This is a genomic window from Microbacterium sp. G2-16M (genome assembly GCF_055809115.1).
Genome location: NZ_CM147897.1, coordinates 1,780,285 through 1,793,088, shown reverse-complemented (window position 1 = coordinate 1,793,088; position 12,804 = coordinate 1,780,285). Strand labels below are relative to the sequence as shown.

Below are 12,804 nucleotides of genomic sequence, written 5' to 3'. Positions count from 1 at the left end.
GCCCCGACGACCGGCTCACGCCTCGCGTCGTCCGCCACAGGTGGAGTAGGCTGGGCTGTACGTCTGACGGACACAGGTTCGCACAGCGAACATTCCTACCGAGGAGGGCTCGTGATCGACAAGACCGTGCCGGATGTCGCGGCCGCCGTGGCCGGCATCCCCGATGGCGCGACCATCATGATCGGCGGATTCGGCCGGGCCGGCCAGCCGGTCGAGCTGATCGACGCCCTGATCGCCCAGGGCGCCGGCGACCTCACGATCGTGAGCAACAACGCCGGCAACGGCGATGTGGGCCTGGCCGCCCTGCTGGCCGAGAAGCGGGTGCGTCGGATCATCTGCTCGTTCCCCCGCCAGCACGACTCGTGGGTGTTCGACGGGCTGTACCGCGCGGGCCAGATCGAGCTCGAGCTGGTCCCGCAGGGCAACCTCGCCGAGCGGATCCGCGCCGCCGGCGCCGGGATCGGCGGGTTCTTCACGCCGACCGGCGTGGGCACCCAGCTGGCCGAGGGCAAGGAGCACCGGGTGATCGACGGCCGCGAGTACGCCCTCGAGTATCCGATCAAGGCCGACGTCGCCCTGGTGAGCGCGCTGCGGGCGGACCGCTGGGGCAACATCGTCTATCGCGAGACGGCCCGCAACTTCGGGCCGATCATGGCCTCGGCGGCGACCACGACCATCGTGCAGGTGGACGAGGTCGTCCCGCTGGGGGCGATCGACCCCGAGACGGTGGTGACGCCCGGCATCTTCGTCGACCGGGTCGTGGCCCTCGGCGCGCGTCCATGGCTGCGCGAGGGCGCGTTCATCGGCGGCGTCGACCTCGAGGGTGCTCCGCTGGAATCGGATGCCGCGACCGGGCAGGAGGCCCACCGATGACCACGATCAGCCGACAGGACCTGGCGGCGCGGATCGCCGCCGACATCGCCGAGGGCTCGTACGTGAACCTCGGCATCGGCGCGCCGACGCTGGTGGCCAACTATCTGCCCGACGACCAGGAGATCATCCTGCACACCGAGAACGGCCTGCTCGGCATGGGCCCGGCGCCCGAGGCCGGCCGGGTCGACCCGGATCTCATCAACGCGGGCAAGCAGGCGGTCACCGCACTGCCCGGCGCGGCGTACTTCCACCACGCCGACTCGTTCGGGATGATGCGGGGCGGCCACCTGGACGTGTGCGTGCTCGGGGCGTTCCAGGTGTCGCAGACCGGCGACCTGGCGAACTGGTCGACCGGGGCGCCCGGAGCGATCCCGGCCGTCGGCGGCGCGATGGACCTGGCCATCGGCGCCAAGCAGGTGTTCGTGATGACCGATCTGCTCACCAAGAAGGGCGAGTCCAAGCTGGTCGCGGCCTGCACATACCCGCTCACCGGCGTCGGGTGCGTCACTCGCGTCTACACCGATCACGCCGTGTTCGACGTGACCCCGGACGGCTTCGCCGTGCGCGAGGTCTTCGGCGACAACACGATCGCGTCGCTGGCCGAGCTGACCGGACTGGAACTGACGGATGCCGCAGCCGCGGCATCCCGGAAGGAAGACTGACATGACCGCCACCTATGTGTACGACGCCGTCCGCACCCCGTTCGGCCGCGCCGGCGGAGCCCTGGCCGGCGTGCGCCCCGACGACCTGGCCGCCCTCGTGATGAAGGCGACGATCGAGCGGACCGGGCTGGACCCGGCGCGCATCGACGACGTGATCTTCGGCGACGCGAACCAGGCCGGCGAGGACAACCGCAACGTCGCGCGCATGGCGGCGCTGCTGGCCGGGTTCCCGACATCCGTCACCGGCGTGACCGTGAACCGGCTGTGCGCCTCCTCGGTCGAGGCGGTCGTGCAGGGCTCGCGGGCGATCGAGTCGGGAGATGCCGACATCATCCTCGCCGGCGGTGTCGAGTCGATGAGCCGGGCGCCGTTCATCGTCGAGAAGTCGGCCAAGCCGTGGCCGGCCACCGGCAACCAGACGATGTGGAACACGTCGATCGGGTGGCGCATGACCAACCCGAAGCTGCCCGCCGACTGGACGATCTCGAACGGTCAGTCCGCCGAGAAGGTCGCCCGGGCGGCCGGGATCTCGCGCGAGGAGCAGGACGCGTTCGCGCTGCGCTCGCACCGGCTCGCGGCGGAGGCCTGGGCTCAGGGCGTCTACGCCGGCGAGATCGTGCAGGTGCCCGGCGCCGAGCTCGACCGCGACGAGGGCATCCGCCCGGACACGTCGATGGAGAAGCTCGCGGGACTGCGCGCCCTGTTCGCGACGGACGGCAAGGGATCGGTGACCGCGGGCAACTCCTCGTCGATCAACGACGGCGCGTCGGCCGTGCTGCTCGGACGGGAAGGGGCGGTGGATGCCGAGCCCCTGGCGCGGATCGCCGGCCGCGGGGCGCACGGGGTCGACCCGGATGTGTTCCCGCTCGCACCGATCGAGGCGGCCAACAAGGCGCTCGCCCGCGCGGGCCGCACCTGGGCCGACGTGGACTTCGTCGAGCTGAACGAGGCGTTCGCGTCACAGTCGCTCGCCGACATCCAGGGCTGGCCCGAACTGGACCCGGACAAGGTGAACATCCACGGCGGCGCGCTTGCGATCGGCCACCCGCTGGGTGCGTCGGGCGGCCGGATCATCGGCCACGCCGCGCACGAGCTGCGCCGACGGGGCTCGGGCGTGGCGGTCGCGGCGATCTGCATCGGCGTCGGCCAGGGCCTGGCCGTCGTCCTCGAGCGCTGACCCCGCCCCCTCCCGCCCCGCGCCCTCCCGCCGAGGTTGTCATATGTTTGCCGAGGTTGTCGTTCGTTCGTCGAGATTGTCGTTCGTTCGCCGAGGTTGTCGTTCGTTCGCCGAGATTGTCGTTCGTTCGCCGAGATTGTGCCCCACGCCGGGGACAACCTCGACGAACCGGGGACAACCTCGACGAACCGGGGACAATCTCGCGGGACCGGGGACAACCTCGACGAACCGAGGACAATCTCGACGAACCGGGGACAATCTCGACGAACGGAGGACAACCTCGCGGGACGGGGAACAATCTCGGAAGAGCGGGCGGATGACGGGGGAGGGTGCGCGTGAGTGAGGCGACCGGATCGGGCGACTTCGTGCAGTCGCTCGCGCGCGGACTGGCCGTGATCCGCGCGTTCGACGGCGACCACGCCCGGCTCAACCCGAGCGAGGTCGCGAAGCGCGCCGACATCCCCCGCGCGGCGGCCGGCCGGTTCCTGCGAACGCTCGAGACCCTCGGCTACGTGCGCAGCGACGGGCGCGCCTTCGCCCTCACCCCGCGGGTGCTCGAGCTCGGCTTCAGCTACCTCTCGGCGCTGTCGCTGCCCGAGACGGTACAGCCGCACCTCGAGCGGCTCTCCCGCACCGTGGACGAGAGCGTGTCGGCGGCCGTGCTCGACGGCGGCGACATCGTCTACATCGCCCGCGTCCCCACCCGCCGCATCATGAGCGTGCGGATCACGATCGGCACGCGCTTCCCCGCCTACGCCACGAGCATGGGTCGGGTGCTGCTGGCCGCGCTGCCGCCGGAGGCGAGGGATGCCGCGCTCGCGGCATCCGCGCACGAGTCGTTCACCGCTCGGACCGTGACCGATGCGGCCGACCTGGCCGCGGAGCTCGCCCGGGTGCGCGCCCAGGCGTGGGCCCTCGTCGACGGCGAGCTCGAGCCGGGCCTGCGCTCGATCGCCGTGCCCCTGCACGCCCGCGACGGATCGGTCGTTGCCGCCGTCAACGTCTCGACCAGCACGCACCGGGTCGAGGCGGATGTCGTGACCCACGACTACCTGCCGCAGCTGCAGGAGACCGCCGCCGCGATCGACGCCGACCTCGCGCTGCTCTGACCCGCTCCGACCGGCACCGGCCCGCTCCGACCGGCTCTGACCCGCTCCGACCGGCACCGGTCCGCTCCGACCGGCTCTGACCCGCACCGACCGGCCGGCTCACAGACGCATCAGGTCCTCGCCTGCGATGATCTCGCCGGAGAACTCCCGGGCGATCGCGGCGAGGTCGTCCGGTCCGGCGTCGGTGTAGTGCGAGAGCACGACCGTCCGCACCCGCGCCGCAGCCGCCATCCGCCCGACCTGGGTCGGCGACAGATGCTCGGCCCGCATGTGCGCCCGCACCGGCGCCGGGACGGCGGCGGCATCCGCCTCCGTCACCATCTCGGAGACCAGGATGTCGGCCCCGGCCGCCAGCCGGGTGACGGCCGGGCTCTCGCCGGTGTCTCCGGTGAACACGATCGACCGCCCGCCGGAATCGAAGCGCAGCGCGTACGAGCGGTGCGCGCCGTCGAACGACGTGAGGGCGTAGTGCGTGTTCTCCACCGCGGTCACGGTGACCGCGGCATCCGCCATCACGACTCCCGGTTCGACCTCGCGGGCGGCGAGCAGCGTCGCCGGGTCGGGAAGGCTGCCCTCCCGGCCGCGGATCGCGGTGTTGGTGCGCAGGTACGCGAGGATGCCGTCGCGCAGGGCCGCAGTGCCAGGCGGACCGATCACGGTCAGAGGCCGGCCGCGCATGGTGTGCCGGAACGTCATCAGCGCCGGCAGCCCGGCGGTGTGGTCGTCGTGGAGGTGGGTCAGCAGGACGGTGTCGACATCGCCGACCGCGCAGCCGGCGTGGGCCAGCTGCTGCACGACGGCCACACCGGCATCCACCAGGATGCGGCGGCCGCCCACCGTCACGAGGCTCGCGATCCCCGCTCGATGCAGATGACCGCCGGGTCCTCCGGCCGTCCCCAGCAGCGTCAGCTCGATCGTCGTCGTCATGGGGTCAGTCCATCAGCTGCGCGCTGAGCTCGTCGATCGCGACGATGATCTCGCGGTTGTAGGCGGCCTTCGGGCCGGGGACGTACCGCACGTGCTGCAGTGCGCCGCGATACTCGAAGGCGCCGTGCCGCTCGTGCAGCTCCCAGTCGACCGGCCCCCCGGCATCCCGCCCCACGCTGATTCCGGTGAACGGCGCCATGCCGACCAGCATGGCCACCCGATCCAGCACCATCGCCGGGGCGCCGTCGACCTCGATCTCCACCCGCCACGCGAGCTCGCGCAGGGCCTCGAACCGCGCGATGATGCGGCCCACCGACGCGGGGACGGCGGTCTGGGTGCGCCGCAGGTCGCCGTAGGCGTTGTAGCCGAGATGGAGCACTCCCGCCTCGGCCCAGAGCAGATATCCGCCGCCCTGGTCGCCGTGCGCGACCAGCACGCCGTCGCCGAGCGCACCGCCGACCTCGATCTCGATGGCGAACGAGCGCAGGCCGATCAGCCGCGACGAGCGGAACCGCTCCAGCGTCGGCATCCCGGGGCGCAGGGTCACCGGCTGCGCCAGCGCCAGGTCGGTCGACGGGCGGGTGGCCAGGAGGGTCGGCTCGTCCGGTTCGGGGAACACGGTGTTGTGCCACGCCGCCTGCCGCCACGCCTCGGCGAGCTCGGCCACGAGCGCCGGGTGCTCGGTGGCGAGGTCCTCGGTCTCGGCCGGATCCGACACGATGTCGTACAGCGACCAGAGGCTCAGGTCGTCGGGGCGGCCACGCCCGGTGGCGACGGCCTTGTGGCGGCCGCGGTAGAACGCGCGCTGGCCGAGGAGTGCGACGTACTGCCCCGCCGGCTCCGTCGCGGCTGCCGCCGCATCCGCGTCGCCCATGCCCGCGTCATCCATCCGCGGGTCCCGCAGCGCCGCGGCGAAGCTCGAGCCGTCGATGGATGCCGTCGGCCGGCCGTGCAGCGCAGCGGGGCGCGTGATCCCGGCCAGCTCGAACAGCGTCGGGGCGAGGTCGGTGACGAAGGCGAACCGATCCCGCACCCCGGCGTCGGCGTCGGCGCGGGGCAGCCCTCGCGGCCAGGACACGATGAGCGGACTGTGCACGCCGCCCTCGAGCACCGAGCCCTTGTACAGGCGGAACGGCGTGTTCGACGCGTGCGCCCACCCGCGCGGGTAGTGGCCGTGCACGCGCGGTCCGCCGATCTCATCGAGCGGGCGCTCGACGTCGGCGACCCAGTCCTCGGGCAGGAGCGGCATCGTCGTGAAGCGGCTGAAGTAGCTGCGCGTCCCCTCCACCCCGCCTTCCCCGCTGCCGCCGTTGTCGCTGGTGAACACGATGATCGTGTTCTCGTACTCGCCGAGCGCCTTCAGGTGCGCGACGATGCGCGCGACGCTCTCGTCGATCGACGAGACGGCGGCCGCATACACCTCCATGTGCCGGGCGTACAGCTCCCGCTCCCGGTCGTCGAGATCGTCCCAGGCGGGCACGCCGTCGGTCTGCTCGGCGTCCGACGGCGAGAGCACCGCGTCCGCGGGCAGCAGTCCGCCGGCCTGCTGGCGGGCGAACCGCTGCGCCCGGACGACATCCCACCCCGCGTCGTACGCCGCGCGATGCGCGGCGATCTTCTCGGGCTTGGCCTGCACCGGCCCGTGCACGGCGTGGTGGGCGAAGTAGAGGAAGAACGGCCGCGTCGCCCCGCCCGAGCGATGCGCGTCGATCATGCCGAGGGCCTCGTCGGTGAGCCGGTCGGTGAGGTAGTCGTCGTCGCCGAACTGCTCGGTGACAGGCGAGTTGTCACGCACGATCCGATGCGGGTGGTACAGCGTGGTGAAGCCGTCCATCGACCCGAAGTACCGGTCGAATCCGCGCTGGATGGGCCACGTGCTCTTGTCGGCGCCGTCGTGCATGTCCGCCTCGCGGGTGAGATGCCACTTGCCGACCATGAGCGTCGCGTACCCGTTCGCGCGGAACGACTCGGCCATCGTCGGCATGTCCGACGGCAGCCGCATGCTCATCCCGGGGTACCCGGGGTCGACGTGCGGCACCATCCCGAATCCGGCCCGGTGCGGGTTCACCCCGGTCAGCAGCGCCGCGCGCGAGGGGGCGCACAGCGGCGTGACCCGGAAGTTGGACATCCGGTAGCCGTCGTCGGCGAGCTGCTGGATCGCCGGGGTGGTGATCTCGCTGCCGAACGGCTGCACGTCGCTGAAGCCCATGTCGTCCACGAGGATGACGACGACGTTCGGGGCGCCAGGAGCGGCGGATGTCGGGACCGGCCACCACGGCGTCGAGGCGGACGAGTTCGGGGCGACCAGGCCTCCGAAGCCCTCGTAGCCGCGGGGCTTCGCGCCGGCAGCACCGCGCAGTCGGCTGTGGGGTGATTCCGTCACCGTGATCCTCCTCGATCTCACCGGTTCACAAGTGTATCTGCTGATTCATTGGATGAAAGTACGTTTCATCGTTCTCATGGCGAGTGAGGGACCGTTAGGCGCACCCTAATGCGCGTCGTGCGAATCCGAATGGCCAAACGGCTGGACAGTGTCCATGCTTGACCACAAGCTCGCGTGACCCGCACGCCGCTTACGACATACGACGTCGAAGTCTGCACCGATCACAGGAGATCAGGATGTCTCGAAAGAACTACGCCGCACGGGGCGCCGCCGTCCTCGCAGCGGTCGCCGTCTCGGCTCTCGCACTCAGTGCCTGCTCCGGCGGTGGCGGCGGCGGTGGCACCGACGGTCCCGTCGACACCTCCAAGCTGACCATCGGCATCCAGGCCGATATGGCCCCGTCCGGCTACGACCCGGTGCGTTATGGCACCGGCCAGCGGATCTTTTACGAGGGCATGTACGACTCGCTGTTCACCCTCGACCAGGACGGCAAGGTCGTCCCCGACCTGGTGACGAAGTTCAGCTACAACGCCGACAAGACCCAGCTCACGCTCGATCTGGACACGAGCGCGACCTTCACCGATGGATCCACCCTCAATGCCGAACTGGTCAAGGCGAACCTGGCCGGCATCGGAAATCCCGAACTGAACTCCTACAACCAGTTCGGCAAGGGCCAGGACAACGAGATCTCCAAGGTCACGGTCGTCGACGACGACACGGTCACGCTCAGCTTCACCGCCCCGCGCCCCGGATTCGAGGCGAACCTCACCATGCCGGCCGGCGCGATTGTGGGCGCCAAGGCCGCCGCCGACCGCACCACACTCGCGGCGGCACCAGACGGCTCGGGACCGCTGACGATCGACGCGTCGAAGACGACGAAGGGCAACACCTACCTCCAGGTGAAGAAGGCCGACTACGCCGGCAAGGACCCCTATCCCTTCGACTCGTACGACTTCCGCCCGATCCTGGATCCCCAGGCGCGCGTGAACTCCGCCATCTCCGGCCAGGTGGACGTCGCCGAGATCACCTCCGACACCCAGGCGCAGGTCACCTCGGCCGGCGTCGGCCTGGTCGCCAACGGCGGCACCGTCCAGAACATCATCGCGTTCGACAAGGTGGGCGCCACCGGGCCCGAGTGGAGCGACCCGAAGGTCTACCAGGCGCTGTCGATGGCCATCGACCGCAAGGCCTACGTCAACGCCGTGCACAAGGGAGAGGTCCCCACGGCCAACGCGTTGCCTGCGGACAACCCTGGATACCTGCCCGAACTCGAGACGCAGTACGCCTACGACCCGACCGCTGCCAAGGCGCTGCTGGCCGAAGCGGGCTACCCGAACGGATTCAGCTTCACATTCAATATCACGCCAGGGAACCAGCGTGACATCGAGGCGCTCCAGCCCTACTGGGCGGCCATCGGCGTGAAGGTGAAGCTGAAGAACTCGTCGTCGACCGAAGAGCAGTTCAAGGCGGTGCAGACGACTCCGTTGGGCGGACCGCTCCCGTTGCCCTGGACCAACCCGCTGAGCAACGTGTTCGGGGTGCTCTTCGGCTTCGCGAACTACCACAAGGCCGAGAACCCCGACATCCAGAAGGCTGCGGGGGCTCTCGGTGCCGCGCAGGGCGCCGGCGACGCCGATGCGCAGACCGCCGCACTGAAGGATCTCAACCGATCGATCGTCGACTCCGGCTGGCTGATCCCGCTGTTCGAGCAGCTGTCGCCGTGGGCGTACGACACGTCCAAGGTGGCCAAGCTCACCTTCCCGGGCGCCGAGCCCTACCCGCTCCTGGCATCCATCCAGCCGGCATCCTGATCGCGTTCCGGTGTCGTCGTGAGGCGGCACCGGAACCACGGGGAGTGATGATGTTCCTCTATATCGGCAAGCGAGTCGGCCTCGCCATCGTGACGCTGCTCGTCGCGTCGGCCGTCGCGTTCATGCTCGTGCACCTGTCGGGGTCCAGCCCGGGCGGGGTCGCCCTCGGGCAGTCCGCGACGCCCGCGCAGATCCAGGCCTACAACGAGAAGATCGGCTGGTCCGACCCCTGGATCCAGCAGTACGTGCGCTGGATCGACGGAGTGCTCCATGGCGACTTCGGCGTCTCACTCGTGGATGGGCAGCCGATCAACCAGGCCCTGGCGAAGCGGCTGCCCGTCACGGCCGCACTCGCGGTGGGTGGCACGCTGCTCAGCGCGATCATCGGAATCATCCTGGGCGTGACCGCCACGGTGCGCGGTCGGGCGACGGATCGCGTGATCACCGTGATCACCGGCATCCTGCTCTCACTTCCCGCCTTCTGGGTCGGGGTGCTGCTCGTGTATGTCTTCGCCGTTCAGCTGCGGCTGCTGCCCGCGACCGGCTTCGTCCCCTTCGAAACCAGTCCGGAAGGCTGGGCGCGCTCGCTCGTGCTTCCGGTCCTGACCATCGCCCTCACCTCGGCGGGCGTGATCGCCCGTCAGGCCCGAGCGTCGATGGCCGAATCCCTCGCCCAGGAGCACATCCGCACGCTGCGAGCGGTGGGCACACCCACTTGGCGCATCATCTACGTGCACGCGCTTCGCGGAGCGAGCCTGCCGATCGTCGCCAGCATCGCGGTGCAGTTCATCGTTCTGTTCGGCGGGTCGGTCGTCATCGAGCTGCTGTTCGCGCTGCCGGGCATCGGCCAGGCCATGCAGGCGGCGGTGGGAAGCGCAGATCTGCCGTCGGTGCAGGCGCTCGTGCTGGTGGCCACGTTCGTCGTCGTCGTGGTCAACCTGGCGCTCGAACTCCTCAACCGCGCTCTCGACCCGAAACTGCGTGCCTCATGACGGTCTCCACCACCTCCATCCTGACCACGCGTCGGCAGAGCCGAAGCGGATTCGTCACGCTGCTGCGTTCGCCGACGGTCGTGATCTCGCTGATCTGGCTCGTCGGCCTGCTCGTGGCGTCCCTGACCGGTCCGCTCTGGCTGAGATACGGGCCGCTCCATCAGGACCTCTCCGCCGTGCTGCAGGGCCCCTCTGCGGCGCATCTCCTGGGCACCGACGAACTCGGACGCGACCTGCTCTCGCGCATCGTCACCGCGGCCGCCCCGACCATCGGGATTGCTCTGATCGCACCGATCGTGGGGGTGGCAGTCACCCTGCCGTTGACACTGTGGGCGGTGCGCAGCCGGCGCGGCGCATCCGTCACCAACAGCATTGCCGAGATCGTGCTCTCGCTGCCCGGAATGGTCATCATCCTGGCGGTCATCGCGGCGGTGGGAACCAACATGCCGGTCGTGATGGCCGTGCTCGGCATCCTGTTCTTCGGCGCCCTCTACCGGATCTTCGCCGGGCAGGCGGCATCGCTGCAGAAGCAGCTCTATGTCGAGGCGGCGACCGTCGACGGAGTGCGTCCGATCGTGGCCAGCTTCCGTCACGTCCTGCCGAACATGCTGACCACCGTCGTGGTCCAGTTCGTCATCTTCTTCGGCGTCGGCATCATGATCCAGGCCGGGCTGGCCTTCATCGGCCTGGGACCGCAGCCGCCCGCGCCGACCTGGGGCGGCATGATCCAGAGTGCCGCGGGCTTCATCTTCCAGCAGCCGTGGATGATGGTGCCCACCGGAGTCGTCCTTGCGCTGACGCTCATCGCGGCCAATGCGCTCGGCGATGTCCTGGGCGGCGGTGCGACCGCGCCGCCGCCGCTGGTCGCGATCCGGCGGCGCAAGCGCAAGAACCTCGCCATCATCGCCGATGATGCGACGCGCGGCGGGGTCGTCACGGCCGCCCCGGTCGCCGCCCGTGCGAACGAACTCGTCGTCGACGACCTCGTGATCGGCGTCGACGACGGCCCCGCCCTGGTCACGGGCGTGTCCCTCCGGGTGGAGCCGGGCCGGGTGACCGGACTCGTGGGCGAATCCGGATGTGGCAAGAGCGTGACCTCGTACGCGATGCTGGGCCTGCTCTCGCCGGGGCTGTCCGTGCGGTCGGGACGCATCCAATGGGGCGACATCGACCTGGCGCGCGCCGATGAACAGGCGCTCTCGAGGGTGCGCGGTCACGAGATCGCATTCATCTCACAGGAGCCGACGCGAGCCCTCGATCCGATGTTCACCGTGCAGTCGCAGCTCAGCGTCGCTGTGAAGCGGCTGCGCAGAGTGGATTCGGCCGAGGCCAAGCGCATCTCACAGCAACTGCTCGTCGACGTCGGCATCGTGGATCCGCCGCGCGTGCTCAAGAGCTATCCGCACCAGATCTCGGGCGGAATGGCCCAGCGTGTGGCCATCGCGCTGGCACTCGCGGGGGAGCCCCGCCTGCTCATCGCCGACGAGCCGACCACCGCCCTCGACGTCACGGTTCAAGCCGAGATCCTCGGACTGCTGCGCGGCCTGATCGCCGAGCGAGGGATGTCGGTCATCCTCGTCACGCACGATCTCGGCGTCGTCGCCGACATCTGCGACGACGTGTCGGTGATGTACGCCGGGCAGATCGTCGAGACGGGCAGTGTCCGCGACGTGCTCGTGCGTCCGGAGCATCCCTATACGATGGCCCTTCTCGCTGCCGACCCGCACGCGATTGTGGACTTCGAGGGCACGACCACGCTCGCGTCCATCCCCGGACAGGTGCCGCTGCCGGGCTCGTGGGGGGAAGGATGCCGGTTCGCCCAACGCTGCCGCTTCGCCCGAGAGGAATGCCTCGCTCCCATCGCGCTCGAATCGCGTGCCGAGGGTGTCGGCGAGGTCCGATGCGTTCGACACGACGCGGTGCGCGGCCGTGAACAGGAGTGGCGTCAGCCGGTCGGCGCCGGAGGAGAACGATGAGCACTGTGGTCACCGACGCAGCGACGGCGCGGGTCGCACCGACCCCGCTCCTCGAGGTCCGCAACCTCACCGTCCGCTATGGCGCCAAGGGTCCGGCCGCCGTGAGCGATGTGTCGTTCACCATCGCGCGAGGCGAGACCGTCGGCCTGGTCGGCGAGTCGGGTTCAGGCAAGACCACGATCGGCCGCGCCATCCTCGGGCTGCAGCCCGTGACCGAGGGGCAGATCCTCTTCGAGGGGCGCGACATCACCCATGCCAGTGCCAAGGATCGTCGGTCGCTCCAGGGCGATCTGCGCGCGGTCTTCCAGGATCCGTTCTCATCGTTGAACCCACGGCGGCCGATCGGCGACGCGATCGCCGAACCGCTCCGCGTCGCGGGAGTGCCGCGGGCCGAACGCGACCGACGGGTGGCGGACGTGCTGGCCGCCGTCGGGCTGGCGTCCGGGTCCGAGCAGCGCCTCCCGCGTCAGTTCTCGGGAGGCCAGCGCCAGCGCATCGCCATCGCCCGTGCGCTGGTGACCGATCCGCGCCTTGTCGTGTGCGACGAAGCCGTCAGCGCGCTCGACTTGTCGACCCAGGCGCAGGTGCTCAACCTCCTCGCCGAGCTGCGAGTCGGTACCGATCTCGGCTACCTCTTCATCGCCCACGACATGGCGGTCGTCGAGTTCCTCGCGCAGCGGGTCGTCGTGCTCAATCGCGGTCGCATCGTCGAGCAGGGAGTGACCGCCGATGTGATGCGCAACCCGCAGCAGCTCTACACCCGGGTTCTCGTGGCCGCGTCGCCCGTTCCCGATCCCGACGAGCAGGCTCGTCGACGGGAGGAATGGAAGGTGCTGCGGGCGGAGGCGAAGTTGCAGGAGGCCGCGCGGTGACGCCCGTGCCCATCGCCACGAA

The 12,804-nt window shown here is 70.1% G+C and carries 10 protein-coding genes; 8 read left to right on the top strand and 2 right to left on the bottom strand.

Annotated elements, in window-relative coordinates; genetic code table 11:
- Window positions 1-111 precede the first annotated feature (111 nt).
- The 4 genes from AC0L6F_RS08485 to AC0L6F_RS08470 all read left to right on the top strand — a co-directional run bounded on the left by AC0L6F_RS08485 (window position 112) and on the right by AC0L6F_RS08470 (window position 3,821).
- On the top strand, window positions 112-873 hold the full coding sequence (locus AC0L6F_RS08485; RefSeq protein WP_473537504.1) for a 3-oxoacid CoA-transferase subunit A: 762 nt from the start codon (window positions 112-114) through the stop codon (window positions 871-873).
- Entirely contained in the window at window positions 870-1,535 is a 666-nt protein-coding gene (locus AC0L6F_RS08480) for a 3-oxoacid CoA-transferase subunit B (RefSeq protein ID WP_473537503.1), read from the top strand. The genes AC0L6F_RS08485 and AC0L6F_RS08480 overlap by 4 nt, the downstream gene beginning before the upstream one ends.
- Before the next feature lies 1 nt (window position 1,536).
- Entirely contained in the window at window positions 1,537-2,712 is a 1,176-nt protein-coding gene (locus tag AC0L6F_RS08475; RefSeq protein WP_473537502.1) for a thiolase family protein, read from the top strand.
- 335 nt (window positions 2,713-3,047) lie between these two features.
- A complete protein-coding gene (locus AC0L6F_RS08470) occupies window positions 3,048-3,821 on the top strand; it encodes an IclR family transcriptional regulator domain-containing protein (RefSeq protein WP_473537501.1) in 774 nt (257 codons plus the stop codon).
- Between the two features lie 99 nt (window positions 3,822-3,920).
- Here the strand turns inward: AC0L6F_RS08470 and AC0L6F_RS08465 are convergent, their stop codons facing one another.
- Window positions 3,921-4,748, bottom strand: a complete 828-nt coding sequence (locus AC0L6F_RS08465) for an MBL fold metallo-hydrolase (protein WP_259612818.1) — start codon at window positions 4,746-4,748, stop codon at window positions 3,921-3,923.
- A gap of 4 nt (window positions 4,749-4,752) precedes the next feature.
- Window positions 4,753-7,131: an arylsulfatase gene (locus AC0L6F_RS08460; RefSeq protein WP_473537500.1), complete on the bottom strand. Its 2,379-nt coding sequence runs from the start codon at window positions 7,129-7,131 to the stop codon at window positions 4,753-4,755.
- Window positions 7,132-7,367: 236 nt separating this feature from the next.
- Between AC0L6F_RS08460 and AC0L6F_RS08455 the strand changes: the two genes are divergently transcribed.
- From AC0L6F_RS08455 to AC0L6F_RS08440, 4 genes are read left to right on the top strand one after another with little or no spacing between them, the layout of a single operon-like run.
- Entirely contained in the window at window positions 7,368-8,942 is a 1,575-nt protein-coding gene (locus AC0L6F_RS08455; protein WP_473537498.1) for an ABC transporter substrate-binding protein, read from the top strand.
- 50 nt (window positions 8,943-8,992) lie between these two features.
- On the top strand, window positions 8,993-9,934 hold the full coding sequence (locus AC0L6F_RS08450) for an ABC transporter permease (protein ID WP_473537497.1): 942 nt from the start codon (window positions 8,993-8,995) through the stop codon (window positions 9,932-9,934).
- Entirely contained in the window at window positions 9,931-11,910 is a 1,980-nt protein-coding gene (locus AC0L6F_RS08445; RefSeq protein WP_473537495.1) for a dipeptide/oligopeptide/nickel ABC transporter permease/ATP-binding protein, read from the top strand. Before AC0L6F_RS08450 ends, AC0L6F_RS08445 begins: the two co-directional genes overlap by 4 nt.
- Window positions 11,907-12,782 (top strand): ATP-binding cassette domain-containing protein, encoded by an 876-nt coding sequence (locus tag AC0L6F_RS08440; protein ID WP_473537494.1) that lies wholly within the window; start codon window positions 11,907-11,909, stop codon window positions 12,780-12,782. Before AC0L6F_RS08445 ends, AC0L6F_RS08440 begins: the two co-directional genes overlap by 4 nt.
- The last annotated feature ends 22 nt before the right edge of the window (window positions 12,783-12,804 follow it).

Excerpts from the sequence above, each read along its gene's own strand:
- AC0L6F_RS08480 (WP_473537503.1), top strand. The coding sequence starts at position 870 with ATGACCACGATCAGCCGACAGGACCTGGCGGCGCGGATCGCCGCCGAC.
- AC0L6F_RS08475 (WP_473537502.1), top strand. The coding sequence starts at position 1,537 with ATGACCGCCACCTATGTGTACGACGCCGTCCGCACCCCGTTCGGCCGC.
- AC0L6F_RS08465 (WP_259612818.1), bottom strand. The coding sequence starts at position 4,748 with ATGACGACGACGATCGAGCTGACGCTGCTGGGGACGGCCGGAGGACCC.
- AC0L6F_RS08455 (WP_473537498.1), top strand. The coding sequence starts at position 7,368 with ATGTCTCGAAAGAACTACGCCGCACGGGGCGCCGCCGTCCTCGCAGCG.
- AC0L6F_RS08450 (WP_473537497.1), top strand. The coding sequence starts at position 8,993 with ATGTTCCTCTATATCGGCAAGCGAGTCGGCCTCGCCATCGTGACGCTG.
- AC0L6F_RS08445 (WP_473537495.1), top strand. The coding sequence starts at position 9,931 with ATGACGGTCTCCACCACCTCCATCCTGACCACGCGTCGGCAGAGCCGA.
- AC0L6F_RS08440 (WP_473537494.1), top strand. The coding sequence starts at position 11,907 with ATGAGCACTGTGGTCACCGACGCAGCGACGGCGCGGGTCGCACCGACC.